This window comes from Pseudoxanthomonas sp., assembly GCF_027498035.1.
Classification (GTDB): domain Bacteria; phylum Pseudomonadota; class Gammaproteobacteria; order Xanthomonadales; family Xanthomonadaceae; genus Pseudoxanthomonas_A.
Window position 1 is genome coordinate 1,044,780 of sequence record NZ_CP114978.1, and the last position, 26,848, is coordinate 1,071,627.

Annotated in this window: 25 protein-coding genes; 13 read left to right on the plus strand and 12 right to left on the minus strand. The window is 65.8% G+C overall.

What is annotated here, in order from left to right; genetic code table 11:
• Positions 1-22: 22 nt before the first annotated feature.
• Complete coding sequence (locus O8I58_RS04595) at positions 23-1,519, minus strand: aldehyde dehydrogenase (protein ID WP_298321066.1); 1,497 nt, start codon at positions 1,517-1,519, stop codon at positions 23-25.
• A 91-nt stretch (positions 1,520-1,610) separates the two neighbouring features.
• Positions 1,611-2,159: a type II toxin-antitoxin system RelB family anti-toxin gene (locus O8I58_RS04600; RefSeq protein ID WP_298322739.1), complete on the minus strand. Its 549-nt coding sequence runs from the start codon at positions 2,157-2,159 to the stop codon at positions 1,611-1,613.
• Positions 2,160-2,375: 216 nt separating this feature from the next.
• Between O8I58_RS04600 and O8I58_RS04605 the strand changes: the two genes are divergently transcribed.
• Positions 2,376-3,674: an omega-aminotransferase AptA gene (locus tag O8I58_RS04605; RefSeq protein ID WP_298322742.1), complete on the plus strand. Its 1,299-nt coding sequence runs from the start codon at positions 2,376-2,378 to the stop codon at positions 3,672-3,674.
• Between the two features lie 577 nt (positions 3,675-4,251).
• On the opposite strand, the gene creC is transcribed toward O8I58_RS04605, so the two are convergent.
• Both creC and creB read right to left on the minus strand, forming a co-directional pair.
• A complete protein-coding gene (gene creC, locus O8I58_RS04610) occupies positions 4,252-5,688 on the minus strand; it encodes a two-component system sensor histidine kinase CreC (RefSeq protein ID WP_298321067.1) in 1,437 nt (478 codons plus the stop codon).
• 3 nt (positions 5,689-5,691) lie between these two features.
• Positions 5,692-6,378, minus strand: coding sequence for a two-component system response regulator CreB (creB, locus tag O8I58_RS04615; protein ID WP_298321068.1), 687 nt, complete (start codon positions 6,376-6,378; stop codon positions 5,692-5,694).
• Between the two features lie 34 nt (positions 6,379-6,412).
• Between creB and rlmJ the strand changes: the two genes are divergently transcribed.
• The 7 genes from rlmJ (at position 6,413) to O8I58_RS04650 (ending at position 13,819) form a co-directional block, all read left to right on the plus strand.
• Positions 6,413-7,270 carry a 23S rRNA (adenine(2030)-N(6))-methyltransferase RlmJ gene (gene rlmJ, locus O8I58_RS04620; RefSeq protein WP_298321069.1) on the plus strand — a complete coding sequence of 286 codons (858 nt, stop codon included), beginning with the start codon at positions 6,413-6,415 and terminating at the stop codon, positions 7,268-7,270.
• 82 nt (positions 7,271-7,352) lie between these two features.
• Positions 7,353-7,937: a GNAT family N-acetyltransferase gene (locus O8I58_RS04625; RefSeq protein WP_298321070.1), complete on the plus strand. Its 585-nt coding sequence runs from the start codon at positions 7,353-7,355 to the stop codon at positions 7,935-7,937.
• A gap of 86 nt (positions 7,938-8,023) precedes the next feature.
• Positions 8,024-11,497, plus strand: coding sequence for a transcription-repair coupling factor (mfd, locus tag O8I58_RS04630; protein WP_298321071.1), 3,474 nt, complete (start codon positions 8,024-8,026; stop codon positions 11,495-11,497).
• A gap of 67 nt (positions 11,498-11,564) precedes the next feature.
• Positions 11,565-11,864 (plus strand): hypothetical protein, encoded by a 300-nt coding sequence (locus O8I58_RS04635; protein WP_298321072.1) that lies wholly within the window; start codon positions 11,565-11,567, stop codon positions 11,862-11,864.
• A gap of 145 nt (positions 11,865-12,009) precedes the next feature.
• Complete coding sequence (locus O8I58_RS04640; RefSeq protein WP_298321073.1) at positions 12,010-12,414, plus strand: VOC family protein; 405 nt, start codon at positions 12,010-12,012, stop codon at positions 12,412-12,414.
• A 234-nt stretch (positions 12,415-12,648) separates the two neighbouring features.
• Positions 12,649-13,062 carry an MAPEG family protein gene (locus tag O8I58_RS04645; protein WP_298321074.1) on the plus strand — a complete coding sequence of 138 codons (414 nt, stop codon included), beginning with the start codon at positions 12,649-12,651 and terminating at the stop codon, positions 13,060-13,062.
• Between the two features lie 436 nt (positions 13,063-13,498).
• A complete protein-coding gene (locus O8I58_RS04650; protein WP_298321075.1) occupies positions 13,499-13,819 on the plus strand; it encodes a DUF3175 domain-containing protein in 321 nt (106 codons plus the stop codon).
• Between the two features lie 95 nt (positions 13,820-13,914).
• Here O8I58_RS04650 and O8I58_RS04655 read toward each other — a convergent pair whose 3' ends face one another.
• Together O8I58_RS04655 and O8I58_RS04660 are read right to left on the minus strand one after the other, a co-directional pair.
• A complete protein-coding gene (locus O8I58_RS04655; protein WP_298321076.1) occupies positions 13,915-14,754 on the minus strand; it encodes a PdaC/RsiV family protein in 840 nt (279 codons plus the stop codon).
• Positions 14,755-14,790: 36 nt separating this feature from the next.
• A complete protein-coding gene (locus O8I58_RS04660) occupies positions 14,791-15,015 on the minus strand; it encodes a GNAT family N-acetyltransferase (RefSeq protein ID WP_345781323.1) in 225 nt (74 codons plus the stop codon).
• Positions 15,016-15,273: 258 nt separating this feature from the next.
• On the opposite strand from O8I58_RS04660, the gene O8I58_RS04665 reads away from it, so the two are divergent.
• Positions 15,274-15,489 (plus strand): hypothetical protein, encoded by a 216-nt coding sequence (locus O8I58_RS04665; protein ID WP_298321078.1) that lies wholly within the window; start codon positions 15,274-15,276, stop codon positions 15,487-15,489.
• A 225-nt stretch (positions 15,490-15,714) separates the two neighbouring features.
• Here the strand turns inward: O8I58_RS04665 and O8I58_RS04670 are convergent, their stop codons facing one another.
• On the minus strand, positions 15,715-16,320 hold the full coding sequence (locus O8I58_RS04670; RefSeq protein WP_298321079.1) for a rhomboid family intramembrane serine protease: 606 nt from the start codon (positions 16,318-16,320) through the stop codon (positions 15,715-15,717).
• 39 nt (positions 16,321-16,359) lie between these two features.
• Entirely contained in the window at positions 16,360-17,937 is a 1,578-nt protein-coding gene (locus O8I58_RS04675; RefSeq protein WP_298321080.1) for a POT-type proton-dependent oligopeptide transporter, read from the minus strand.
• 272 nt (positions 17,938-18,209) lie between these two features.
• Here O8I58_RS04675 and O8I58_RS04680 point away from each other — a divergent pair, with 272 nt between their 5' ends.
• The 4 genes from O8I58_RS04680 (at position 18,210) to dbpA (ending at position 22,906) form a co-directional block, all read left to right on the plus strand.
• Positions 18,210-20,426, plus strand: coding sequence for a beta-glucosidase family protein (locus O8I58_RS04680; protein ID WP_298321081.1), 2,217 nt, complete (start codon positions 18,210-18,212; stop codon positions 20,424-20,426).
• A gap of 146 nt (positions 20,427-20,572) precedes the next feature.
• On the plus strand, positions 20,573-21,040 hold the full coding sequence (locus O8I58_RS19270; RefSeq protein WP_345781324.1) for a guanyl-specific ribonuclease: 468 nt from the start codon (positions 20,573-20,575) through the stop codon (positions 21,038-21,040).
• Positions 21,037-21,468 carry a barstar family protein gene (locus O8I58_RS04690; RefSeq protein ID WP_298321082.1) on the plus strand — a complete coding sequence of 144 codons (432 nt, stop codon included), beginning with the start codon at positions 21,037-21,039 and terminating at the stop codon, positions 21,466-21,468. Before O8I58_RS19270 ends, O8I58_RS04690 begins: the two co-directional genes overlap by 4 nt.
• Positions 21,469-21,529: 61 nt before the next feature.
• Complete coding sequence (gene dbpA / locus O8I58_RS04695) at positions 21,530-22,906, plus strand: ATP-dependent RNA helicase DbpA (RefSeq protein ID WP_298321083.1); 1,377 nt, start codon at positions 21,530-21,532, stop codon at positions 22,904-22,906.
• Positions 22,907-23,098: 192 nt separating this feature from the next.
• Here dbpA and O8I58_RS04700 read toward each other — a convergent pair whose 3' ends face one another.
• The 4 genes from O8I58_RS04700 to O8I58_RS04715 all read right to left on the minus strand — a co-directional run bounded on the left by O8I58_RS04700 (position 23,099) and on the right by O8I58_RS04715 (position 26,833).
• The gene (locus O8I58_RS04700) at positions 23,099-23,629 is read right to left on the minus strand and encodes an adenine phosphoribosyltransferase (RefSeq protein WP_298321084.1); all 531 of its coding nucleotides are present in this window, start codon (positions 23,627-23,629) and stop codon (positions 23,099-23,101) included.
• Positions 23,630-23,710: 81 nt separating this feature from the next.
• The gene (locus tag O8I58_RS04705; RefSeq protein ID WP_298321085.1) at positions 23,711-25,267 is read right to left on the minus strand and encodes a protein adenylyltransferase SelO; all 1,557 of its coding nucleotides are present in this window, start codon (positions 25,265-25,267) and stop codon (positions 23,711-23,713) included.
• A 147-nt stretch (positions 25,268-25,414) separates the two neighbouring features.
• On the minus strand, positions 25,415-25,624 hold the full coding sequence (locus O8I58_RS04710; protein WP_298321086.1) for a cold-shock protein: 210 nt from the start codon (positions 25,622-25,624) through the stop codon (positions 25,415-25,417).
• A gap of 318 nt (positions 25,625-25,942) precedes the next feature.
• The gene (locus O8I58_RS04715; RefSeq protein WP_298321088.1) at positions 25,943-26,833 is read right to left on the minus strand and encodes a pseudouridine synthase; all 891 of its coding nucleotides are present in this window, start codon (positions 26,831-26,833) and stop codon (positions 25,943-25,945) included.
• Between the last annotated feature and the right edge of the window lie 15 nt (positions 26,834-26,848).

A 26,848-nucleotide genomic window follows, 5' to 3' on the forward strand; every position in this document is an offset into this window, starting at 1 on the left:
CAGGCTGAAGCAGCGGCCGCGATCAGCCTTTCAGGTTGATCCACGTCGCCTTGATCTCGGTGTACTTGTCGAAGGCGTGCAACGACTTGTCGCGGCCGTTGCCTGACTGCTTGTAGCCGCCGAAGGGCGCGGTCATGTCGCCGCCATCCCAGTAGTTCACCCACACGCTGCCGGCGCGCAGTTTGCGGGTCACGCGATGCGCGCGGGCAATGTCCCTTGTCCACACCGCGGCAGCCAGGCCGTAGTCGCTGTCGTTGGCGAACTTCAACGCCTGCGCTTCGTCGGTGAAACCGATCACCGACAGCACCGGCCCGAAGATCTCCTCGCGGCTGATCGTATGCCCGTGCTGTACGCCATCGAAGATGGTTGGTTCGATATAGCAGCCGCCTTCCACGACCTGCGCCTGCTTGCCACCGAGTGCCAGGCGCGCACCTTCAGCCTGGCCCTTGGCGATGAAGCCCATCACCCGCTCGACATGGCCGGCATCGACCATCGCGCCCATCGCCGCACCAGGCGTGAACGGATGCTGCGGTTGCAGCTTCCGGCCGGCGTCCACCACACGCGCGACGAAGTCCTCGCGGATCGATTCCTCCACCAGCAGGCGCGATGCGGCCGTGCACACCTCGCCCTGGTTGTAGAAGATCGCCGAGGCCGCTGCCTGCGCGGCCTTGTCCAGGTCCGGCGCATCGGCGAACACGATATTCGGACTCTTTCCGCCGCACTCCATGTAGGCGCGTTTCATGTTCGACAGGCCGGCGCACTGCAGCAGGCGCTTGCCCACCGCGGTCGAGCCGGTGAACACCAGTCCATCCACATCCATGTGCAGCGCCAGCGGTTCGCCGGCGGTCTTGCCGAAGCCCGGCACCACGTTGAACACCCCCGCCGGGATGCCCGCCTCCATCGCCAGTTCGGCCAGGCGCAGCACGGTCAGCGGCGATTTTTCCGAGGGCTTCAGCACGACCGAATTGCCCATCGCCAGCGCCGGCGCCAGTTTCCAGGTGGCCATCACCAGCGGGAAATTCCACGGCACGATCGCACCGACCACGCCCAGCGGCTCGCGGGTGATCATGCCCAGCTCGTTCGGCCCGGTCGCGGCGACTTCACCATAGACCTTGTCGATGGCCTCGCCAGTCCAGGCCAGGCAGCGCGCCGTCGCGGGCACGTCGTAGCCCAGTGCATCGTCGACCGGCTTGCCCATGTCCAGCGATTCCAGCAGCGCCAGTTCATCGGTGTGCGTCGTCACCAGTTCGGCGAAGCGCTGCAACACCTTCTTGCGATGCACCGGCGTGGTGTTGGACCAGTGTCCAGCCTCGAAGCTGCTCCGCGCCGCCAGCACGGCCTTGTCGATATCCAGCTGGCTGCCATCGGCTACCTTGCCCAGCAGGCGCCCGTCGATGGGGCTGATGCAGTCAAACGTGTTGCCGTTGACCGCATCGACGAACTTGCCGTCGATGAAGGCCTGAGTGCGGATGGTGAGGCCCGCGGCCTGGGTCTTGCGGGATTCCAGCGTGGCGGTCATGGCAGTTCCTGTTGACTCGAGCGGACTGGGAAGTGACGTATTCAATGATCCTGCGAAAGCGAGTCTGGTCGGCGAATCCACACAGCGCCCACTAGAACGTTGCCGGCGTATTGGCGCTGACGATGACCGCGTCAGCCTTGCCGAGATTGCGGAAGCGATGTGGCACCCGGCTTTCGAAGTAATAGCCTTCGCCGGCACGCAGCACCCGCACCTGGTCGCCGACGGTCACTTCAACTTCGCCCGACACCACCACGCCCCCCTCCTCACCGGCATGGGCCAGCATTGCGTCACCGGTATCGGTGCCCGGCGGCATCACCTCGCGCAGGATGCACATCTGGCGCTGGGTCACACGCTGGCCGACCAGGAAGTAATGCACGCCGTTACTGCCGACGTCCGGCGTTTCCTGGGCCGAGTAGAACGGGCTGTCGGGTGGGCCAGCATCCATGTCCAGGGTGAAGAAATCGGCCAGCGAGATCGGGATGCCGTCCAGCACCTTCTTCAACGAACTCACCGACGGGCTGACCTTGTTCTGCTCGATCAGCGAGATGGTGCTGTTGGTCACCCCCACGCGCTTGGCCAGTTCACGTTGGCTCAGCTGCGTGGACGTCCGTACCTGTTGCAGGCGTGCACCGATGTCCATCGACTCATGGCCCTCGACCGTGTTGCGGATTCTTGACACTTGAGGCCGCATTGAGCCTCCCGGAGGCCCTTGTTGTAAAGTTTTTTCAACGCGATACGCTAGCCTGACCCGCCCGCCAGGGCCGCCCCCGGAGTGAGCATGAGCGCCGACTCGCTGTCCCTGAACGCCGGCTACGCCGCCCATTACGCCGAACTGGGCACCCAGGTGCCAGCCTCGATGGATGCGTTCTGGATGCCGTTCACCGCCAACAAGGCGTTCAAGGCCAAGCCGCGGCTGCTGGCCAGTGCCGCGGGCATGCACTACACGGACGTGGATGGCCGCGAGATCCTCGACGCCTGCGCCGGCCTGTGGTGCGTCAACGCCGGCCATGCGCGGCCACGCATCGTCGAGGCGGTCAAGCAGCAGATCGGCACGCTGGATTTCGCACCCAACTTCTCGATGTCCTCGCCGCTGCCGTTCGTGCTGGCCGAGCGCCTGGCCGAACTGACCCCGGGCAACCTCAACCACGTGTTCTATACCAACTCCGGCTCAGAGTCGGTCGACTCGGCGTTGAAGATTGCCCTGGCGTATCACCGCGCACGCGGCGATGGCCAGCGCACCCGTTTGATCGGCCGCGAGAAGGCATATCACGGCGTCGGCTTCGGTGGCATCTCGGTCGGCGGCCTGCCCAACAACCGCAAGTGGTTCGGGCCTGGCCTGCCATCGGTGGACCACCTGCGCCATACGCTGGACATCGAACGCAACGGCTTCTCGCAGGGCCTGCCGCCACATGGCATCGAATGGGCCGAAGAGCTGGAGCGCGTGATCACCCTGCACGATCCGTCCACGATTGCCGCGGTGATCATCGAGCCGATCTCCGGCAGCGCCGGCGTAATCCTTCCACCTGAGGGTTACCTCAAGCGCATCCGCGAGATCTGCACCAAGCACGGCATCGTGCTGATCTTCGATGAAGTCATCACCGGCTTCGGCCGGGTCGGCAAGGCCTTCGCCTCGCAGCGTTTCGGCGTCACGCCGGACATCATCACCGCCGCCAAGGGCATCACCAACGGCTGCGTGCCGATGGGCGCAGTGTTCGTGTCCGAGGATATCTTCGAGGCGTTCACCCACGTACCGGACAACGCCATCGACCTGTTCCATGGCTACACCTATTCCGGCCACCCGCTGGCCTGCGCCGCCGCGCTGGCGACGCTGGACACCTATGCCGAGGAGAACCTGTTCGAGAAGGCCATCGACCTGGGCGACTATTGGCAGCAGGGCCTGCATTCGCTCAAGGGCCTGCCCAATGTCATCGACATCCGCAACTTCGGCCTGATCGGCGCAGTCGAATTTGCCGCCCGCGACGGCGCACCCGGCGCGCGTGGTTTCGAGGTCTTCCGTCGTGCGTTCGAGGATGGGCAGATGCTGACGCGCGTCACCGGCGATGTGATCGCACTGTCGCCGCCGCTGATCATCGAGAAAGAGCACATTGACCGGATCTTCAATGTACTGGGGGATGTGATTCGGGCGACGGCTTGAATATCAGGACGCTCGCTTTTTGGTGAGAGGCTTTCGCGCCGCTTCGCGGCACGACCTACCTTTCTTTGCTTGTGCAAAGAAACGTAGGCCAAAGAAAGCACACCCCGAGCGGCACGCCCGCTCCGCGGGTTCGCTACGGGCCGAGGGATTTGAAGGCAGGAGCCGAGAGCAGCGGAGCAAGCTCCGCTCTACAAGAGCGACATCGCGATCATCTGACAGGACACATGAACCGTAGAGCCGAGCTTGCTCGGCTGCCCTTGCCCTTGCCCTTGCCCTTGCCGTTGCGGTTGCGGTTGCGGTTGCGGTTGCTCAGCCCTTGATCTTCAGCGCCTTCAAAGCGAGCCGAGCACCGCAGTTGGAAACGGCCGAAGAGGCGCGGATGTCTGAGCGCAGCGAGTTCCGCGCCGTGCCGGTTCCAGCGAGGAGCACAGGGGACCGCCGCATAGCGGCGGATCGCGTCAGGCGCTGGCGGTTTTGGCTACTTTTGCCAAGCACAAAAGTAGCTCGCGCCGCGCAGCGGCGTGAAAGATCTTGCTCGAAAGCTTGCTCAAATAAGGACCAGATCAGGACTGACTGATCAAACTCGCGGTAATACCACCACCGCCACCGCCCCACCCTCGACATTCCCCAGCGACACACTCCCGCCGTGCAACCGCACGACTTCCCGCACGAACGGCAATCCCAACCCCGTCCCACGCTGTCCCGTCGTCGGCGCCGCCAATGAATAGAATCGCTCGAACACGCGTGTCAGCGCGTAATCCGGCACACCCGGCCCACCATCGCGCACGCTGATCTTCAACTGCTCGCCGCCCACCACCGCAGACAACCAGATCTTCCCGCCACGCGGCGAAAACGCGATCGCGTTGTCCAACAGGTTGGACAACGCCTGGCGCAGCAGGAAACCATCGCCCTGTACCGCCAGGCCTTCGGCAACGTCGACCTCCAGCGCCACCTCCGCCGAGCGCAACCGTGTACCCACCGCTTCGGCCACCTGTGCGAACAGATCGGACAGCACCACCCGCTCGCGGGTCTGCAGCCAACCGTGCTGTTCGACTTCAGCCAGCGCCAACAGCTTGTCGATGGTCTCGGTCAGGCGCTGCTGCTGGTCCAGGATGTTGCGCGCGAAGCGCTGGCGCTCGGACTCCGGCAGCGGCTCCTGCAAGAGTTCAGCCGCGCCGCGGATACCGGCCAGCGGACTCTTCATCTCATGGGTCAGCGACTGCACGTACTGCTCGACGTAATCCTTGCCGGCCAGCTTGCGGCGCATCGTTTCCAAGGCCTGGCCCAGGTCGCCGATCTCGTCGCGCCGCGGCTTTGGGGGCGCCACCGGCAACCCGGCACTGACCGCCTGGGCGTAGCGGTTGAGCCGACCGATGCCGTGCGCCAGCCACCAGGTGATCAGCAGGCCGATCAGCGCCGATAGCCCGATCAGCCAGCCACCACGCTGCAGGATGCTTTTCTGGCTGGCGGCAATGAACGGCTCGAAGGTGCGGTTGGGCTGGGACAGCGTCAGCACGCCGATCAGCTGCTTCGGCGTCACGCCCGGTGCGTAGACCGGCGCGGCCACGTGCATCACCGTATGCACCGCATCGTCTGGCGACTCGGGACTGGAACGCGCGCCGTACTCACCGCGCAGGGTGCGGTAGACATCGTTCCATCGCGAGTTGTCGCGCCCCACATCGCGCCCGCGCGAATCGAACACCACCACGCCATGCACATCAGTGATGCTGACCCGGTAGTCGACCCGCTTCTTGGGAATCTGCCAGATATGCGCATCTACCTCGCGATCGGCGGCCGCTTCCATGTCGCGGGAGAATCGCCCACCGTTGATGTGGCCGGCGGCCAGATCTTCGGCTGCCATCACCGCCAGCACGTTGGCGGTATCGACCAGCGTGGACTCCATCGCCTGGCGCACGCCCGGTTTGACCTCACCGACGAACACCCGCATCACGAAGAACGCGGCCAGGCCGGTGATCAGGAAGAATCCCAGGAACAGCCGCAAGCCAATACGCACGGCCTACAGCTCCAGCGAATAGCCGATCCCGCGATGCGTGCGCACCGGATCGGGATCGACGCCAGCCGCACGCAGCTTGGCGCGCAGCGTCTTGATATGGGTGTCCACGGTGCGGTCGGCGCTGTCGGCGTCTCGGTCCCAGCCACGGTCCATCAGCTGGGCCCGGCTCAGGATGGCGCCGGGGCGCTGCAGCAACGCGGCCAGCAGCGCGTATTCGTAGCGGGTCAGGTCCAGCACCGTGTCGCGGAAGCGGATGCGGTGGCCTTCGCGATCAACGGAAAACCCGCCGGTCGCAGGCAGCTCGTCCGCCTGCACCACGCCACTGCGACGCAGCCTAGCGCGGACCCGCGCAACCAGCTCGCGGGGCGAGAACGGCTTGGCCATGTAGTCATCCGCGCCCAGCTCCAGGCCCAATACCCGGTCGATCTCGTCGTTGCGCGCGGTCAGGAACAACACCGGCACCTCGGAAAACCCGCGCAGCTGGCGGCACACGTCAAAGCCGCTGCCGTCGGGCAGCCCAACATCGAGCACCACCACATCCACCCCGCCGGCGCGCACGCGCGGGGCGACCTCGCGCGCTAGTTGCACGTGCTCGGCCTGCAGGCCTTCGCTGCGCAGCGCGTAGAGCACGGCGTCGGCAATGGCGGCTTCATCTTCGACGACCAGCACGTTGGGCATGGCGCGCAGCATAGCCGCGGCCCGCCGCGACCTCTATGCTTTGCGCATGAATTACCGACACGCCTTCCACGCCGGCAACCACGCCGATGTCCTCAAGCACATGGTGCTGGTCAACCTGCTGGAGGCCATGGCGCGCAAGGACAGCCCGTATTTCGTGCTGGACACCCATGCCGGCCGCGGCCACTACCTGCTGGCGTCGCCCGAAAGCCGCAAGACATCCGAGGCTGAAGAAGGCGTGCTCAAGCTGTTCGGCCAGCCGAAACTGCACGAGAGCATCGAGCGCTACCTGCGCGCGGTGCAGTCGCACAACCCGGTCGGTGCGCTGGTGGCCTACCCCGGCTCGCCGCTGCTGGTGGCCCAGCACCTGCGCGAACAGGACCGCCTGGCTGCCTGCGAGCTTCAGCCGGAGGAAGCCTCGGCGCTGCGCGACCTGTTCCACCGCGACAGCCGCGTGGCCGTGCACAACCGCGATGGATATGCCGCGATCAAGGCGCTGCTGCCACCGCGGATCGGCGAGACCAAGTTCGGTCGCGGACTGGTGCTGATCGATCCACCGTACGAAGCGCAGGACGCCGAATACCCACAGATCATCGCTGCCGTGCGCGAAGGCATGCTCCGCTGGCCGAGCGCTACCTGGGCCATCTGGTATCCGATCAAACAGCGCCGCACCCTGCAGCCATTCCTGCGCAAGGCCGCCTCGCTGCCCGCCAAATCGATCTGGCTGGCCGAACTGCAGGTGCGCCCGGACGACTCGCCATTGCGCCTGGCAGGCAGCGGCATGCTGCTGGTCAATCCGCCATGGCAGCTGGAACAGGACATCGCCCCGGCCCTGCCCATCCTGCAGAAACTGCTGGGCGAGACCGGCGCCACGACCCGCATGGAATGGCTCAAGCGCCCCGAGTAAGGCGCGGCCCGCCATCACCGGCGATGAGGTGTAAGCCGGATGTCAAATCGGCTTTCACCCCAGCCGTGCAAGCATCGAATCCATGACAGGGCAAAAGCGACTGCCGCCATGGCATGAGAGATTCCGGCTGCGGGACGGCCGGGAGCTGCTGATCCGTCCCATCCGGCAAGAAGACGCAGCACCGATCCGCGGGGCATTTTCGCTGCTGGAGCCTTACGAGATCCGCCAGCGTTTTCTCACGGCCATGGCCGAACTTCCCGCGGAACAAGCCGCACGCCTGTGCAGCCCGGATCCCCGGACCGAGTTTGCACTGGTCGCAGCCGAGCCGCTGCCACCGGGCGAAGCGCTGGTGGGTGCGGTCGCCAGGGCACGCGTGCCGGCCGGCGCCCGCCATGCCGAATGCGCCATCCTGGTCAGCCGCTTCATCGGCGGCCAGGGCGTGGGCAGGCACCTGATGCGACGGCTGGTGAAGTGGGCGCGCGGCCGCAACCTGCAGCAGTTGCACGCCGAAGTGCTGGACGACAACCAGCCGATGCTGCAGCTGGTGAAGTCACTGGGCTTTCGCATCCTGCCCGGCCAGGACACCGCCGGTCTTGCCCGCGTGGTGCTGGACCTGGACACGGCCGCCGACAAAGCCGGCGATCCCGAGCCGGTTCCCGCTGGTTGAGCCAACCCTGACGCGTGCCTCTGGAGCCAAAGCCGGCGCGGGCTCACAGCCCCCTGCCGCCAGCGGCAAGCTAAAATGCAGGACTGATGAGCAAGCCCCCCATTTCCCTGCCGCTGCCGCGCGCCGGCCAGTCGCGCGCCTGGTGGCGCGCTCCTTCGTCCCCGACCGCCCTGGCCTGGTATATCGCCCAGGCCGCGCGTGCGCATGATGGTCCGCTGCTGGCCATCGCCGCCGACAACCAGGCCGCGCACCAGCTCGAGTCGGACCTGCACACCCTGCTCGGGCCGGAACCGGACCTGCCGGTGCTGCCCTTCCCGGACTGGGAAACCCTGCCCTACGACCGTTTCAGCCCACATCCGGACATCATTTCCCAGCGCCTGTCGGCCCTGAACCGCCTGCCCACGCTGGGCCGCGGCGTGGTGGTGGTGCCGGTGCAGACCTTGATGCAGCGCCTGCCGCCGGTGGCGCGCATGGCCGGCAGCAGCTTCGACTACAAGGTGGGCCAGACACTCGACTTCGACGCCGAAAAGCGCCGCCTGGAAGCGGCCAGCTACCGCAACGTGCCGCAGGTGCAGGACCCGGGCGACTTCGCTGTGCGCGGCGGCCTGCTGGACGTGTACCCGATGGGCGCCAAGGCGCCGCTGCGGATCGAGCTGTTCGACGAGAACATCGACACCATCCGCGCCTTCGACCCGGAAACCCAGCGCTCGCTGGAGAAGACCGACGCCATCCGCATCCTGCCCGGCCGCGAAGTGCCGCTGGACCCGCGCAGCGTCGAAAAGGCGATGAACATCCTGCGCGAACGCTTCGACGTGGATACGCGCAAGAGTTCGCTGTACCAGGACCTGAAATCCGGGATCGCCCCGGCAGGCGTCGAGTACTACCTGCCGTTGTTCTACGAGCAGACGGCGACGCTGTTCGATTACGTCGGCCCCAAGGCGTTGCCGCTGCTCGCCGAGCCCGCGCTGGCCAACAGCGATGCTTTCTGGCTGCAGGCACAGTCGCGCTACGAACAGCGTCGCCACGATGTCGAACATCCGGTGCTGCCGCCGGACGAGCTGTACCTGGCGCCCAATCCGCTGCGCGAAGTGCTCAACACGCTGCCGCGCATCGAGCTGTGCGGCCCGGCACATCCGCGTTTCGAAGAGTCAAAGCCGCTCGGCGATGTCGCCTTGCCGCCGCTGCCGCTGGCGCCGCGCGACGCACCGGCCGGCGAAGCCTTGAAGTCGTTCCTGTCCGGCTATCCGGGCGGCGTGATGATCGCCTCCGACTCAGCCGGCCGGCGCGAAGCGCTGATGGAAGTCATGCAGTCGGCCGGGCTGGTACCGGAGGTCGTTGCCGACTTCAGCGCGTTCCTGGCCAAGACCGGCGGCAAGGCCAAGCCGTTCGCCATCGCCGTGGCCCCGCTGGAAGACGGCTTCGCGCTGGAAGACCCGCGCATCGCCGTGCTGACCGAGCGCCAACTGTTCCCCGAGCGCGCCAACCAGCCGCATCGTCGGCGTCGCAGTGGCAAGGAGCCCGAGGCGATCATCCGCGACCTGGGCGAACTGTCCGAAGGCGCACCGATCGTCCACGAAGACCACGGCGTGGGCCGTTACCGCGGCCTGGTGACCCTGGAAGCCGGCGGCATGCCGGCCGAATACGTCGAGATCGAATACGCCAAGGGCGACCGCCTGTACGTGCCGGTCGCGCAGTTGCACCTGATCAGCCGCTATTCCGGCGCGTCGGTGGAAACCGCGCCGTTGCACTCGCTCGGTGGCGAAGCCTGGACCAAGGCCAAGCGCCGCGCCGCGGAAAAAGTGCGCGACGTGGCCGCCGAATTGCTGGAAATCCAGGCCCGCCGCCACGCGCGCGCCGGCCTGGCGCTGGACGTGGACCGGGCGATGTACGAGCCGTTCGCAGCGACCTTCCCCTTCGAGGAAACCCCTGACCAGCTGCACGCGATCGATTCGGTCCTGCGCGACCTGGCCAGCAGCCAGCCGATGGACCGCGTGGTCTGCGGCGACGTTGGTTTCGGCAAGACCGAGGTCGCTGTGCGCGCCGCCTTCGCCGCGGCCAGTTCCGGCAAGCAGGTCGCGGTACTGGTGCCGACCACGCTGCTGGCCGAGCAGCATTTCCGCAACTTCAGCGACCGCTTCGCCGACTGGCCGCTGCGCGTGGAAGTGCTGTCGCGCTTCAAGACGGCCAAGGAGATCAAGGCCGAACTGGCCAAGCTCGCCGAAGGCCAGCTGGACGTCATCGTCGGCACTCATCGCCTGCTGCAGCCGGACGTGAAGTTCAAGGACCTGGGCCTGGTCATCGTCGACGAGGAACAGCGCTTCGGCGTACGCCAGAAGGAAGGTCTCAAGGCGCTGCGTGCCAACGTGCACCTGCTGACCCTGACCGCCACGCCGATCCCGCGCACGCTCAACATGGCCATGGCCGGACTGCGCGACCTGTCGATCATCGCCACCCCGCCGGCCAACCGCATGGCGGTGCAGACCTTCGTCACCGTCTGGGACGAGGCGCTGCTGCGCGAAGCCTTCCAGCGCGAGCTGTCGCGCGGCGGCCAGGTCTATTTCCTGCACAACGACGTGGAAAGCATCGGCCGCATGCAGCGCGACCTGCAGATCCTGGTGCCCGAAGCGCGCATCGGCGTGGCCCACGGCCAGATGCCCGAACGCGAGCTGGAACAGGTGATGCTGGGCTTCCAGAAGCAGCGCTTCAACGTGCTGCTGTGCTCGACCATCATCGAATCGGGCATCGACATCCCCAATGCCAACACCATCATCATCAACCGCGCCGACCGCTTCGGCCTGGCCCAGCTACACCAGCTACGCGGCCGCGTCGGTCGCTCGCACCATCGCTCCTACGCCTACTTGGTCGCGCCGGAAACGCGCTCGCTGACCGACGATGCGCGTCGCCGCCTGGAAGCCATTTCCTCCATGGACGAACTGGGCGCCGGCTTCATGCTGTCCACCCACGACCTGGAGATCCGCGGCGCCGGTGAACTGCTCGGCGAAGACCAGAGCGGCCAGATGGCCGAGATCGGCTTCAGCCTGTACACCGAACTGCTGGACCGCGCGGTGCGCTCGATTCGCAAGGGCCAGCTGCCCGACGCGGACGCCGGCGAATCGCGCGGCGCCGAGATCGGCCTGCACGTACCCGCCCTGATCCCCGAGGATTACCTGCCGGACGTGCATACGCGCCTGACTCTGTACAAGCGCATTTCCAGCGCGCCGGACGTACACGAGCTGCGCGAGCTGCAGGTGGAGATGATCGACCGCTTCGGCCTGCTGCCCGACCCGGTGAAATACCTGTTCGCCACGGCCGAACTGAAACTCACCGCCGACGAACTTGGCATCCGCAAGCTGGAACTGGGCGAACACGGTGGCCGCATCGTCTTCGACAGCAAGCCCAAGGTCGATCCGATGACCGTGATCCAGATGATCCAGAAGCAGCCGCGCATCTACGTCATGGACGGGCCCGAGAAACTCAAGATCAAGCTGCCGCTGCCCGATCCGGCAGACCGGTTCAATGCCGCCAAGGGCTTGCTGGCTGCGCTAGCACCGGCGGCCTGACCGCTCGATTGATCCGTCGCCCCGTTCCAGGGTCAGAATGAACGCCAATTCAGATGAACGAGCGGCTATGGACAGTCATGCAATGCACCCCACAGACCGCCGGGTGAAAGCCGGCTTTCGAGCGACCATGGCCACCTGTGCCGGCGCCGCCTTGCTCTTGGTCCCGGGCGTGAATGCCATTCTCTTCATCGGCTTGATGCTGCCGCTGTGGATGATCAACAACCTGGGCGTTCCAGGCCTGGGGGAGGAGCTCAACGGATTCTTTGTTCCCAGCCCCATTGGATGGACGTTGGGCGCGGTCATCGCCTGGTCGATTTTCTTCTACGCCTTCAATAAATTCCTCAAGAAGCGCGAGTCACCTCACTGATTGCGCCGATCCGGACTCACGCCTTTCATCCCGACCCCGTTGCATCGCGCGGCCACGCCACGCACCAACGCTTGACTTGTTCGCCACGTCTGAACAGAAAATCCCAACGCCACAACGGCGATGACAGTCACCTGAGGGATCAATCGTGGCAAAAGTTACCGGAATCGGTGGCATCTTCTTCAAGAGCCGGAACGACAGCGCCGCGCTGGCCGGCTGGTATCACAAGCACCTGGGCATGCCGCTGGAAAGCTGGGGCGGCGCGGTGCTGCGCTGGCCCGATGACACTGCCGAGGACAAGGGACTCACCGTGTGGACGGTCGCGGACAAGGACAGCCAGTGGTTCAGTCCCAGCGATTCGGTGCTCATGATCAATTACCGCGTCGACGATCTCGATGCATTGATCGAACAACTCCGCACCGATGGCGTGCAGATCGTCAGCGGACCGGAATCCCACGAAAACGGCAAGTTCGCCTGGATCATGGATCCGGAAGGCAACAAGGTCGAACTGTGGGAACCGATGGCGAGGAATGAGAAGAACAAGGGCGCCTGAGTTCCGGCATGCGCCGAGCCGGCGGTTCGAGCGTGGTGGTTATGGATCACAGTCAAAGCGCCCTGCCAGCAGTAGTGAGCGATGCCTTCAGGTGCCCTGCAGAGCGGAGCTTGTGGCAATCCCATCTTGGGGACTCCGCTGCTCTTCGGCCAGTTCATCGACACAGCTCCAGCGGAGTCCCCAAGATGGGATTGCCACAAGCTCCGCGCCACAACGCGAAGGTCGTAAACCAACATGAGCCCCGTCCTCTTATTTCCCATGGCCGCCCACGTCTTCTGGGCGGCCTTGTTGTACGTGCTGCTGACACTTGCGAGGGCGCCTACCGTCTGGGGTCTGGGTCGCCGCATCGACGGCACCAATCCCTGGGCGGCGCTGGAGCCGCGCATCAGCGCCAACCTGTCCAACCAGTTCGAATGGCCGCTGTTCTTCCACGTCGGCTGCATTGCACTGCTTCTACTTCAACCTGTGCCGGGTCGGCCTGCGTTGATCCTTGCGTGGAGCTTCGTGGCAGGCCGCATGCTGCATAGCGCCGTGCAGCTCCTGACCACCAACATCCGTCTGCGCGGCCTGGTCTTCACGCTGAACTTCCTGGCAGTGCTGGGCCTGTGGGGCCTGATCGTGCTCGACGCACTTCAACCCCGCGTCTGAGGAAGTGGCGCTTGCATTGGGCCAGGGCGCCGATGCGTTCCTCGCCCCCAACCCACTCGACACCCAATCGGACATGTCCTGCACGCGGCGCGCTGGCATCACCACCCTGTCATGGCACAGCGGCCAGCAGGATCGACGGATCGCGCAGGCATGCGGATCTTCAGTGGACTGATCGTCGCGCGCGGCAACAGCAGCCACGGCCATCGCCACACAACGCGATGACAGCGCAGGCAGCCATCGATTGCAGGGAAAATCCATGACGCGTCGTGTGCTGTGACCGCTCGCGCGGCATGAAATGTGATTTGATTCTCGCTTCCACGTCGAACCTGAATGTTTTACAAACATTCAGTTGCCATGCATTTCACGTCACGACCGATAGCGTCGTCATTGCCGCGCGACTCTCCCCCGACCGCGCGCCAACCAGGACGGATACCTAATGATGGCTTTGAAGCACGGACACGACGACACACACGAACAACACCGCTGGTCCCGACCAGTCAACGAAACCAGCGACGCGATGGATCTCACCCCAGGCGTCTTCGAGCAGGAAGATCCACGGGCCATTGCCAGGTCCCTGAAACACTCAGCCGAATCCAGCACCCGCCGCAAGGCACCGCCCTTCCGCTCGGCCATGTCGATGCTGGTGTTCTATATCAACCGTGCGGGCAAGCATCTGCCGCAACAACGCGTGGATATCCTGGAACAGGCCAAGGACGAGCTTCGCGACCTGTATGGCAAGCCGCGCAAGGCAGCTTGACCCCACGCCCGCCTGGCCGCACGCAACGCTGCGGCGCAGGCTCCCTTCGATGAATCCATCTCGACGCGCCGGCCGCCCAATCGCGGCCGTGGGCGTTACTTGAGGAACAGCGGGGCGTATTCGGGCGCGACGTAGGGCTGCAGCACCTGTGCCGGCACATCGACGGTCTGGGTGCCATCGGCGTACGGACCCACCTGATAAGGCGGGAACACGAAGCGGATGGCGGCAATGCGGCCATCGGCATTCACCACCGGCTGGAACTGGCTGAAGTTGGCCAGGTCCGGCCCAGTGCCCTCGTCGATCATCTTGTTGGACGACTGCAGCAGTTGCGCACGGTCTTCCGGCGCCATGTCGTCCCCGTCGGCACGCAGCGAAGCGCTGGTGTGCAGCTGCTCGCGCACGTAGCTGCTGACGGCCTGCAGGCCTTCGGGCGACGGCAGCATGGCCTGGGTGGTCAGCATGGCCTGTTGCCTGGGCAACCAGGTGAAACGGGCCACCAGCGGCTCGCCGTGCGCGCCGCCGGTATAGCGCCCGCCATCGGCGGCGACGGCGACGACCTCCGGGGTTTCGGCCACCACCTCGAAGGCCAGCGACAGCTCGTAGGGCGCCACTGGCTTTTCGCCGCCCAGCCCGTTGACGGCCTGCATCAATTCAGCGCGCGCGGCCGTGGCGTAATCGCCCATTGCCTTGGCCAACCCCGGGTACTGATTGGCCTGCGGTGGATAGCTGATGCCAACGACATAACGTGGGTCGGACTCGGCCACATCGCTCAGGGCGGTCGCTGCCGACGGCGATTGGGTCGAGGCTTCGGCAGGCGTCGAGGCCACAGGCGACGCCGAGGTTGCAGGCGTGGACGGCGGCTGGTTGCAGCCGGCCAGCAGGCTGGCCAGCAACAGCGATGCGATGATGGTTTTTCCGTTTCCCACGTCCGACATCCTCAAGAAGACAGGCCTGCGAAGTTTACCCATCTGCTAGTCGGCCGATGCGGCGACCAGCGTGGCGTATTCGGGATGGCGGCGCACGAAGGCGGCTGCGTAAGCGCAGGCCGGCACCACCTTGAACCCCTGCGCCCGTGCGTATCCCATCGCGGCATGGGTCAACGCCGCGGCAATCCCCTGGCCGCGCAGCGCTTCGGGCACGCCGGTATGCGTGATCAGCAGGCGACCGTCCCGCAGTTGGTAATCCAGGACGGCCATCTGGCCTTCCATGTCCAGGCGGAAGCGGCTGGCCTGTGGCTCATGTTGGGGGTGCCCTGCATCTGGTTTCCTCGAATCTGGGACGACGGACGACAGGCCACGAATACCGCAGGACCTGACAAGGTTGGACCAACTGCGTCACTTTTCGGCAAGAACCCCATGCCAGCGGGCTTTCCGGAGTGCCCAAATGCCAACCATATTGCTTGGCACGATTCCTGCGAAGTCATTCCCCGTAACCATTGGAACAGGGGAAGTGCGATGAGCCACATCGAAGATGCGTATCAGAGCAACAACGGACCGAGCGACTTCACGCTGCTCGAAGGCCTGTACCAGCTGGCCGTGACCGGACACACCCAGGACTGGGAATTCGAGCGCTTGAACAATGCCGTCTATGAGCGCCTGATCTCATCCTACGGAAGCGAAGACACCACGATCGCGCAAAGCACGCAGAACGTGAGCGCCTTCGCCGGCTGATCCGCGAAGTCCGCCCAAGAACACCTGCTTCAATCCTGCTACAAACGGGCAACCTGGTTGCCCGTTTTTTTTTCGCCGCAGAAAGGCCAATCGCGGCGTCAGCCGCGATCGCTCCGCACAATACTCCTGGCTGTCCGCGCGCGGCCGTGGATGGCACGCGGGGTCATCAGCAGCACTACGTCATGCGCACCGCGATTCTCAGCTGCCAACACACGTGGCGGACCCTCAGAACGTCGGGTGACACATCTCGTAGAGGAAGTTCTGCAGCACATCCGGCGCCATGATCAGCATGAACATCAGGCCGTAGGCCGCGCCGGCCAGGTGGGCACTGTGGTTGATCCGGTCGCCACCACGGCGGTCCATCCAGATGCTGTAGGCCACGTAGAGGATCGCGAACAGGATCGCCGGCATCGGGATCACGAACACCAGGATCTTCGACCACGGTGCCAGCAGGATGAAGGCGAACAGCACCGCCGACACCGCACCCGAGGCACCCAGGCTCATGTAGTTGGGGTCTTTCTGGTGCTTCAGGTACGTGGGCAGGATCGCCACCACCAGCGCCGACAGGTAGAACAGCGGGAACACCCACAGCGCGCCGGTCTGGCGCAGCATGAAGCCTTCGATCTGCCGGCCGAAGAAGAACAGGGTGAACATGTTGAAGAACAGATGCATGAAGTCGGCATGGATGAAGCCGTGCGTGACCAGGCGGTCGTACTGGTGTTTCTTGGCGATGGCCGGCGGCCAGAGGATCAGGCGGTCGGCAATGCGGCGATTGTTGAGGGCCAGCAGCGACACCACGGCGGTGACGGCGATGAAGATCAGAGTGAACATCGAATTCCTGGTGATGGGGAGCGTGGCTGACCCGCCCGGTCAGGCGGTGCGGTAATTGTCCTGCATCGGGTAGCGCCGTGCGTACCAGGCGAAGGCCAGCGTCGCCAACAACGCGAACCCGGCGAAGAAGAACATCAGGAACGCTGTTTCGCTCAGGCCCGAACCGGCGATCCGCAGGGTCACGGCCTCGTTGCGCACGCCGGCGTTGGTCAGCAGCACCCACAGGCTGCCGAAGGTGCTGGCCAGGTACCAGAACGCCATGATCACGCCCTTCATCGCGGCCGGCGCCTGGCTGTAGGCAAACTCCAGTGCGGTGGCCGACAACAACACTTCGCCCAGGGTCAGCAGCGCATATGGCCCGACCTGCCAGGCCAGCGACACCGGCATGCCGGCATCCATTTCCAGCTGCAGGGCGCCAGCGAACAACCAGGCCAGGCAGGCGAAGCCGATGCCCGCGCCCATGCGCCGCAGCGGCGTGGGTTCGATCCCGACCCGGCGCAGCAGCGGGTAAACGACCAGGTTGTTGAACGGGATCAGCAGCATCACCAGCAGCGGATTGAGCGCCTGCATCTGCGCGGCATCCCTGACCAGCCAGCTCGGCCACCAAGCCAGGTGATGCGGGATCAACATCGCCTGGCCCTGCACCACCCAGGTCGAGGCCTTCTGATCGAACAACGAGAAGAACGGCGTGGTCAGCGCGAACACGATCAGGATCCGCAGCACCGCGCGCGCGCCATCGACAGCCGCGTTGGGATGCACCCTGCGTGCGCGCTCAAGCTGCAACGACGCACCGATCCCGCCAAAGGCAATCACCAGCCCCAGCGCCAGGCACGCCGCGGCGACGAATCCCAGCACCGGGATCGCAGCCAGTGCGCACAGTGCGAGCAACACACCGATGCAGGCCACGACCAGCCCCGGCCTGCCCTCCGCTGGCGAGCGCGCGACCAGCGCACTACGCACCACCTTGAGAAAGGCATCCGGATCGGCCGCCGATGGCGGCACGTTGACGTACTGCCTGCGGCCCAGCCAGAACACGAACGTGGCGATCAGCATCAGCACGCCGGGAATACCGAACGCCACCGCCGGGCCGTAGGCGCGCAGCAGGATCGGCGTCAGCAGCGAAGCGAAGAACGAGCCGAAATTGATGATCCAGTAGAAGGCGTCGAACACCATCCGCGCCAGGTGCTTGTTGGTCTGGTCGAACTGGTCGCCGACGAACGACACCACCAGCGGCTTGATCCCGCCCGAACCCAGCGCGATCAAAAACAGCCCGGTATAGAAGCCCTGCCGGTTGTCCTCGAAGAACGCCAGGCAGGCATGGCCCGCGCAATAGATCAGCGAGAACCACAGCACGGTCTTGTATTTTCCCAGGTAGCGGTCGGCCAGCCAGCCACCCAGCAGCGGGAAGAAGAACACGCCGATCACGAAGCTGTGGAAGACATCCTTGGCCATCCCCGCGCGGTCGGCCTCGGGCGCGTACAGCAGCAGGGTGCTGATCAGGAACGAGGTCAGGATGTTGCGCATCCCGTAGAAGCTGAAACGCTCGCAGCCTTCGTTGCCGATGATGAAAGGGATCTGGCGCGGCAAACGGGCCGCGGGCTGCAAGGCGTCGGTCATTGCGGGTGTTCGTGCCGGGATCGCCCAAGCCTACCCGACACCCAGCGGTGCTTCGCTGACCGCCCTGTCATCGTGACCACGCGCCATGTGCCTTTGGTCGAGTCGGCGGATCGCGCCGGTGCTGGCATCATGTAGGCCTGCGTTGAAAACGATTACACCCGATACTCCCGCGTCGCCGCCCGTTGTTTGCCTGCCGCCCCCGAGGCGCTGGCGACAGCGACATGCAGCCCGGGCTTCCCACACATCCGCCACCTTCCCGGGAGGGAAACCGCATGCCGATCAACCCGACGCCACTGGCGCTGCTGCTGGCCATTTCCGCTGCCCTGCCCAGTGGCGCCCAGGCGCAGGACGTGACCAGCACGTCCCCATCCGACACGCCGGCCTGGCTGGACCGCAGCCTGTCGCCCGATGCGCGCGCACATGCCTGGGTGCAGGCCATGACCGAGGACGAAAAGTACCGCCTGCTGCGCACCGAGTTCGGCTTCGACTCGGACAAGCACAAGCAACCCGTGGGCGGTTATGGCGGTGCCGGCTACATGCCGCCGATCGAACGGCTGGGTATTCCGGCCATCCAGGAATCCGACGCCGGCCAGGGCGTGGCCCATCCGGGCGCCTCGGGCCAGGGTTCGACCGCCCTGCCGGCGATGCTGGGCGTGGCCGCCAGTTGGGACCCTCAGGTCGCCCGTGCCGGCGGTGAGATGATCGGCCGCCAGGCACGGCAGAAGGGCTTCAACGTGCTGCTGGCAGGCGGGGTCAACCTGGTACGCGACCCGCGCAATGGCCGCAACTTCGAATATGCGGGCGAAGACCCGCTGCTGGCTGGCACCATCGTCGGCAACGCCATCGCCGGGGTGCAGTCCAACCACGTGGTGTCCACGCTGAAGCACTTCGCGATCAACGACCTGGAAACCAACCGCAACTTCCACAGTTCCGACATCGACGAGACCGCCTTCCGCGAATCGGACCTGCGCGCGTTCAAGATCGCCTATGACATCGGCCAGCCCGGCGCGGTGATGAGCGCCTACAACAAGGTCAACGGCACCTATGCCGGCGAGCACGACTGGCTGCTCAACACGGTGTTGAAGGGCGAATGGAAATTCCCCGGCTACGTGATGAGCGACTGGGGCGGCGCCCACAGCGCGGCCAAGGCAGCGCTGGCAGGCCTGGACCAGCAGTCGGCCGGCGAGGTGTTCGACAAGCAGGTGTGGTTCGACAAACCGCTGCGCGCAGCCGTGGCCAAGGGTGAAGTGCCGCAGGCGCGGATCGACGACATGGCCGAGCGCGTGCTGCGCACCCTGATCGCCCACGGCGACGTGGACTACCCGATCAGCGTGCCGCAGACGGTGGATTTCGACGGCGACGGCCTGGTTTCGCGCAATGCTGCCGAAGCCGGTGCGGTCCTGCTGCGCAACGAAGGCGCGATCCTGCCACTGTCCAGTGGCGCGAAAACCATCGCGGTGATCGGCGCCCATGCCGATGCCGGCGTGTGGAGCGGCGGCGGTTCGTCGATGGTGCGTCCGCCGGAAGGCAACGCCGTGCCGAACCTGGAGCCGACCGGCTGGCCTGGCCCGGTGATGATCCTGCCCGATTCGCCGCTGAAGGCCCTGCGCGACGCCGCGCCGGATGCACAAATCAGCTACGACGATGGCAAGGACCCAGCCGCAGCTGCCGCCCTGGCCGCCAGGTCCGACATCGTCATCGTCGTCGCCCAGCAATGGGCCGCCGAAAGCCTGGACACGCCCAGCATGACCCTGAGCGATAACCAGGACGCGCTGATCGAAACGGTCGCCAAGGCCAACCCGCACACGGTCGTGGTGCTGCAGGCCGGCAATCCGGTGCGCCTGCCGTGGTTGAACCAGGTGCAGGCCGTGCTGCAGGTCTGGTATCCGGGCAGCCGCGGCGGCCAGGCCATCGCCCGCCTGCTCACCGGCCAGGCCGAACCCAGCGGCCGCCTGCCACTGAGCTGGCCGAAGAACGAAAGCCAGCTGCCACGCCCGGTGATCGTCGGTTCCGGCGCCGGCAACAAGGCCAAGCCCGACACCAACATCGACTACAACATCGAAGGTGCCGACGTCGGCTATCGCTGGTTCGCCCGCAAAGGCTTCCGCGCGCAGTTCCCGTTCGGCTACGGCCTGGGCTACACCAGCTTCCGCTACAGCAACCTGGTAGTCCGCCAGGACGGCACGCAGGTGGTGGCCGAACTCGACGTCACCAACACCGGCGCGCGTGCCGGCCACGCCGTGCCGCAGCTCTACGCCAATGCACCGGACGGCAGCGCGTTGCGCCTGGTCGGCTGGCAGAAGCTGAGCGTTGCGCCGGGCGCAACCCAGCACGTCAGCGTCACCATCCCGGCCGAGCGCCTGGCCCGTTATGACATCGGCATCCACGCCTGGAAGGTGCCTGCCGGCCAGTACCGGATCTGGTTGGGCAGCGATGCCGCGACATCGCTGGACGAGGCCAGGATCGAGCTGCCGGCGCAGACCCTGTAAGCCAGCTGGCGTCTCCGGCACCCGCCGGGGACGCATCGTCAAGCTGCCCCGCGGATCGGACGATCTGACCGGCGGTCCAGGCCGCCCGTTTACAAGCAGGTGCCAGGCGGGGACACTTCGGCCCTCAACCTGAACAGGGAAAGGGCATGTCGCATCGGGAATCGCGCCCGCGTCCGCAACGGGGCGCCCGCACCTGGGTGAGCCTGCTGGTTGCCGGCGCGGTGGCCGTGGCTGTGTCCTGGTTCCAGGGCCATCCCGGCACGTCGGATCCGCAGGCCGGCACTACGGTGAGCGGATCGGCAGCCGGTGTTTCCACCCCGGCGCGCAGCGATGCCCTGCCGGCGTTCCTTCCCACCGAAGCCCGGCAGACCCTGGCCCTGATCGCACGCGGCGGACCGTTCCCACATCCACAGGACGGCGGCGTGTTCGGCAATTACGAAGGCCGCCTGCCCACCCAGCCGCGCGGCTGGTACCACGAATACACGGTGGACACGCCGGGCCTTGCACACCGCGGCGCCAGGCGCATCATCACCGGTGGCAATCCGCCGCGTGCGTACTGGTACACCGACGACCACTACGCCAGCTTCCGTCCTTTCCAGGCCCCGGGGCCATGAGCAGCCACGATCCGCATCTGGAAGACCCCGGCCACGCCGGCGTGTTCTTCGTCAGCGGCCAGGACCTGGACGTGCTGGCGGCGTTTGCCTTCGACGCACAGCTGCTGGTCCGGCGCATCGACTTGATGGGCGTGCGCGACAAGCGCACCCTGCTGCTGCGCGTGGCGGTGGCGCTGGATTTCCCCATGTCGTCGGGCCGCAACTGGGACGGCCTGCTGGACAGCCTGCGCGACCTGTCATGGCTGCCAGCGCCCGGCTACGTGCTGCTGCTGGAGAGCGCGGGCGAAATGCACGCCCACAACGAATCGGATTTCGACATGCTGATCGCGATCCTGGACGAGGCCCAGTCGGCCTGGCGCGCGCGCGACGTGCCGTTCTGGGCATTCCTGGCGCTGCGCGACAAGGACATGGCCGAGCTGGAAGACTAGGAGCGTGTCATCCATTCGGCCTCGCGCTTCGCAGCCACGCGCGAAGCTGCGATCATGGCGGATGGAAGACTTCTCGACTCTGCCGCTGTCCGACGCGCTGCGGCGCGGCCTCGACGCCGCCAACTACACCCAACCCACCGACATCCAGGTCCGTGCCCTGCCGCCGATCCTGGAAGGTCGCGACGTCATTGCCCAGGCCCCGACCGGCAGCGGCAAGACCGCCGCGTTCGCGCTGGGCCTGCTGACCCGCATCGATACCGGCCTGGTCAAGACCCAGGCGCTGGTGCTGTGCCCGACCCGCGAACTGGCCGACCAGGTCGCCCGCGCCGTGCGCCGGCTGGCGGTCGGCCTGCCCAATCTGAAGGTCACGCTGATCTGCGGCGGCATGTCGCTGGAACCGCAGATCGCCTCGCTGGAGCACGACCCGCACGTCATCGTCGGCACCCCCGGCCGCGTGCAGGAGCTGATGCGCAAGAAGGCGCTGCATCTGAACGGCGTGCGCGTGCTGGTGCTGGATGAAGCCGACCGCATGCTCGACATGGGCTTTGAAGACCAGATCCGCGAGATCGTCGGCCGCACCCCGAAGACGCGCCAGAGCCTGCTGTTCTCGGCCACCTGGCCCGATGCGATCCGCGCCATCGCCCAGGACAGCCTGAAAGAGCCGGTGGAAGTGGCTTCGGACGAAACCACCACCGTGGCACCGGCCATCTTCCAGCGTTTCTGCGAAGTGGAACCGGCCATGCGCCAGAAGGCGCTGGCCGGCCTGTTGCTGCAGCAGCGCGTGGAACCGGCCGTGGTGTTCTGCAACACCCGCAAGGACGTGGACGAGGTCGCCAATTCGCTGCAGGGCTTCGGCTTCTCCGCACTGGCGCTGCACGGCGACATGGAACAGCGCGACCGCGAGGAAGTGCTGGTGCGTTTCTCCGGCGGTAGCTGCAACGTGCTGGTCGCCAGCGACGTGGCCGCGCGCGGCCTGGACGTGGAGGACGTCGCGGCGGTGTTCAATTACGAACTGCCGACCGACACCGACACCTATACCCACCGCATCGGCCGTACCGCGCGCGCCGGGCGCAGCGGCCTGGCCTTCAGCCTGGTCACTCCGCGCGAACTGCCACGCGCCCGCGCACTGGAAGAACTCGCCGGCACACCGCTGGAATGGATGAAAACCCCGCTGGCCACTGGCCGGCCGAGCCAGCCGCCACGCGCGCCGTTCGTATCGCTGCGCGTGGATGGCGGCAAGAAGGACAAGCTCCGCCCGGGCGACATCCTCGGCGCATTAACCGGTGACGCCGGCCTGCCGGGCAGCGCCATCGGCCGAATCATCATCGGGCCAGTGCGCAGCTATGTCTCGATCAAGCACGAGCAGGCCGACAAGGCCGTGGCCCGCCTCTCGGCCGGCAAGATCAAGGGACGCAGTTTCCGGGTACGCGCGATCTGATCGATCACGCACTTCGTAGAGCGGACCATGGTCCGCTGGGGCGTTATCGCAACCTGGCCGAAGCGCAGCGGAGCGAGCTCCGCTCTACAACACGCGTGTTGAAAACGTCCCGAAGCCTTTCGTAGAGCGGACCTTGGTCCGCTGGCGCCTTACACCGTGATCCGTCCGCAGGGCAGCGGACCACAGCGGCCATCACGGATACCGCAGCGTCGCGGTCAGCGGCAGGTCGGCCTGCCAGCGGCCACGGCCGCCCAGGGACTGCAGTTCGACCAGCACCGCCGCGCCGAGCACGTCACAACCCTGCTGGCGTGCCAGCGAAAGCGCGGCATGTAGGGTCCCGCCCGAGGCCAGCACATCGTCGACCAGCAGCACGCGCGAGCCAGGCGACAGCGCATTCTCCTGGATTTGCAGGCTGTCCCGCCCGTATTCCAGGCCGTACTCGACCGTCAGCACGTCACCCGGCAGCTTGCCCGGTTTGCGTACCGGCACGAACCCGCACTTCAGCGCACGCGCCAGCGCGGCACCCAGGATGAATCCACGCGACTCGATGCCCAACACCGCCTGCACACCGGCTTCGCGCCATGGATCGGCCAGCGCGCCGGTCGCCGCGGCAAAGGCCGATGCATCGGCCAGCACCGGGGTGATGTCCTTGAACAGGATCCCTGGCTTGGGGAAATCAGCTACATCGCGGATCAGGCCCGCCCACTCGGTCTCGCCGGACATCAACACGCTCTTGCTCTTGAATGAAGCGCAGATCCTACTGCACCCGGCCGCGACTGCCAGCCCGGGCTGTCGCATCGGCGGTCACGAGCTACACGACAACATCGAACATCCGGCCCTCGAACGCGCCCAGTCAGGCCGTTTCCGGGCGAACGCCTCCTTGCCGGGCTGGTCGTCATAGGGATGGCGCAGCACGTCCAATAGTTCGTGCACGCCCGCCAGATCACCCGCATGTGCGCGATCGATGGCTTCCTGCGCCAGGTAGTTGCGCAACACATAACGCGGATTCGCCGCGCGCATGCGGGCGCGACGTGCGGCTTCGTCGCCATCCAGCGCACAACGCCGTGCATAGCGCTGCAGCCACTGGCGAAAGGCGTCGGCATGCACGTCGTACTTGGCGCCGTCGTAGAAAGCGTCCCGCAGGGCGTCCAGCGCTTCGGCGCCTGGCGGCTGTTCGCCCAGGGTGCGGAAGAACAGCGTCATGTCGACCTCCCCCGACTGCAGCAGCGCCTGCAGATCGCCCATCAGGGCCAGGTCTTCAGGCAGGCATCCGGCCAAACCCAGCTTGGCGGCGGTGTTTTCCTGACTCGTAGCGGCATATGCATCGGCATAACCCTGCAAGGCGCCCTGCAGCGGCGCTGCGTCGGTGAACAGCGACGACAGCGCGCCTGCCAGCCGGCTCAGGTTCCAGAATGCCACCTGCGGCTGCCAGCCGAAGCGGTAGCGACGGCCCTGCGCGTCGGTGGTGTTCGGCGTCCAGTCCAGGTCGAAATCGTCGATCCAGCCGTAGGGGCCGTAATCGATGGTCAGGCCGGTGATGGACAGGTTGTCGGTATTCATCACGCCATGGACGAAACCCACGCGCATCCAGTGCGCCATCAGCGTCGCCGTGCGCGTGCAGACCTCGGCGAACCAGGCTGCATCGCGCGCTGCGCTGGCAGGGCCGTCCAGATGCGGAAAATCGCGGGCGATGGTGAAGTCCACCAGCTGCCGCAACAATGCGGTGTCGCCACGCGAGGCCGGCAACTCGTAATGCCCGAACCGCAAGAACGATGGCGCGACCCGGCAGACCACCGCGCCGGGCTCGGGTGCCGCATGTCCGTCGTAGAACATGTCACGGACCACGGCTTCGCCAGTCCCGACCAGGCACAACGCCCGCGTGGTCGGCACGCCCAGATGCGCCATCGCCTCGCTGCACAGGAATTCGCGGATCGACGAACGCAGCACCGCGCGACCATCGGCGAACCGCGAATACGGGGTCGGGCCAGCGCCCTTGAGCTGCAACTCCTGGCGTGAGCCATCCGCCGCGATCACCTCGCCCAGCGAGATCGCCCGGCCATCGCCCAGCTGTCCGGCCCAGTTGCCGAACTGATGGCCACCGTAGTTGGTGGCGTACGGCGCCATCCCCGGCAGCAAAGCATTGCCACCGAACACTTGCGCGAACCCGGGATCGCCGATGTCCTGCCCGGTCAGGCCCAGCAAGGCCGCCACCTCCGGCGACCAGGCCAGCACCCGTGGCGCGGCCACAGCCGTTGGCGCGACCGCGGACCAGACGGCGCCCTGGACCTGGCGCGCCTGCGACCCGTTGACCGGATCACCCGGCAAGTCCCGCAGCAGGCGATTGTCGAAGTTCAGTTGCATGCGCACAGCCTACCCGCCCGCCAGGCAAGGGCGTCATCAGGGGGCCTTTGCGCGGCCAGCAATCGCCCCTACCCCGAAAAAGAGACAAAAAAACGCCGGGACAAGCCCGGCGTTCTTTCGATGCGTTTGACGCGATGAAGCGGTCGATTAGACCGGCTGCACCTGGTCAGCCTGCATGCCCTTCTGACCCTGCACGGCCACGAAGGTGACAGCCTGGCCTTCCTTCAGCGACTTGAAGCCGGTGCCCTGGATCGCGCGGAAATGCACGAACAGGTCCGGGCCGCTCTGCGGGGTGATGAAGCCGAAGCCCTTGGCATCGTTGAACCACTTGACGGTACCGCTCTGACGATCGGACATTTTTACTACTCCTGAAACATTAATGGGTAATCGCAACCACGAAAGGCGTGGTCGAGACTGGGTTTGCAGGCGTAGGAAAAACGCAAACGATGTAGCCGATCTAACGATCTACCGCATCAGGTCTCACGATTTACGGTGAGCCTGGCAAGCACAGTGGGCGCACCATACGCAGGTTGCCGACAAAAAGCCAACACAATTGCGGCCCCGTCCTTGGGGCCTGGAATGGAATTGGGCGGGCCGCCTGCTTGAAAGCCTTCAAAAAAAACAAATTTCAAATAATTTCAACAAGTTACAATGAATAAGAAACACACCAGCCGTTCATTTCCAGAGTGAAAGCCCGCTTTCAAAATGCCGCATCGCACCACTGAGCGGGTCGGTGAATGCCAACGAACGGGCGAGCAGTTTCAGCGGATGCGCGAAGTCTTCAGATCCGACAGCTGGCGGCCCGAGCCCCGGATAAAGGGGGTCGTTGCGGATCGGCACGCCCAATGCAGCCATGTGGACACGCAGCTGGTGCTTGCGCCCGGTGACCGGCGTCAGCGCATAACGCCAATCTCCCTCCCCCCGTTCCAGCACGTCGATGCCAGTCAGGCTATTGGGTTCGCCCATCACTTCCTGCATCCGGAAGAACGGCTCCCCCTGCACCAGCCTGGAGCGGTGTTCGAGGGGAAACGCCGCCCCGTGCATGGCCGGCGCCAGCGCCTCGTAGCGCTTATGGATGCGCTGCTCGCGAAACAGCGCCTGATAGGCCGCCCGGGATGCCGGATTCGTCGAAAACAGCACCAGGCCGGCGGTTGCCCGGTCAATCCGGTGCAACGGCACCAGCGCATCGCAGCCCGGACGCTGCCGTAGTCGCGTCAGCAGGGTTTCACGAACAAAGCGCCCCGAGGGCACGACCGGCAGGAAATGCGGCTTGTCCGCCACCAGCAGATGCGCATCCTGGTACAGCACCGCTTCCATGAACGGGATCGTCGCTTCATCGTCCACCTCGCGGAAATAGACGATGTCCTGCCCGACCCGCCAAGGATCGCCTGCCGCCAGCACCCCGCCATCGGGCTTCTGCACGCGCCCGCGCGCGAAACGGTCCTCCCATCGCGCCTCCGGGATGGCCGGAAAGCGCGCGCACAGCCCTTCCAGCAGCGTCGCCCAGGGACCGGGCGCGAGCTGCAGGCGGCTGGGCAGCGGTGTAAAGGCCTCGGGCCGTTCCATCAGCAAAACCACGCT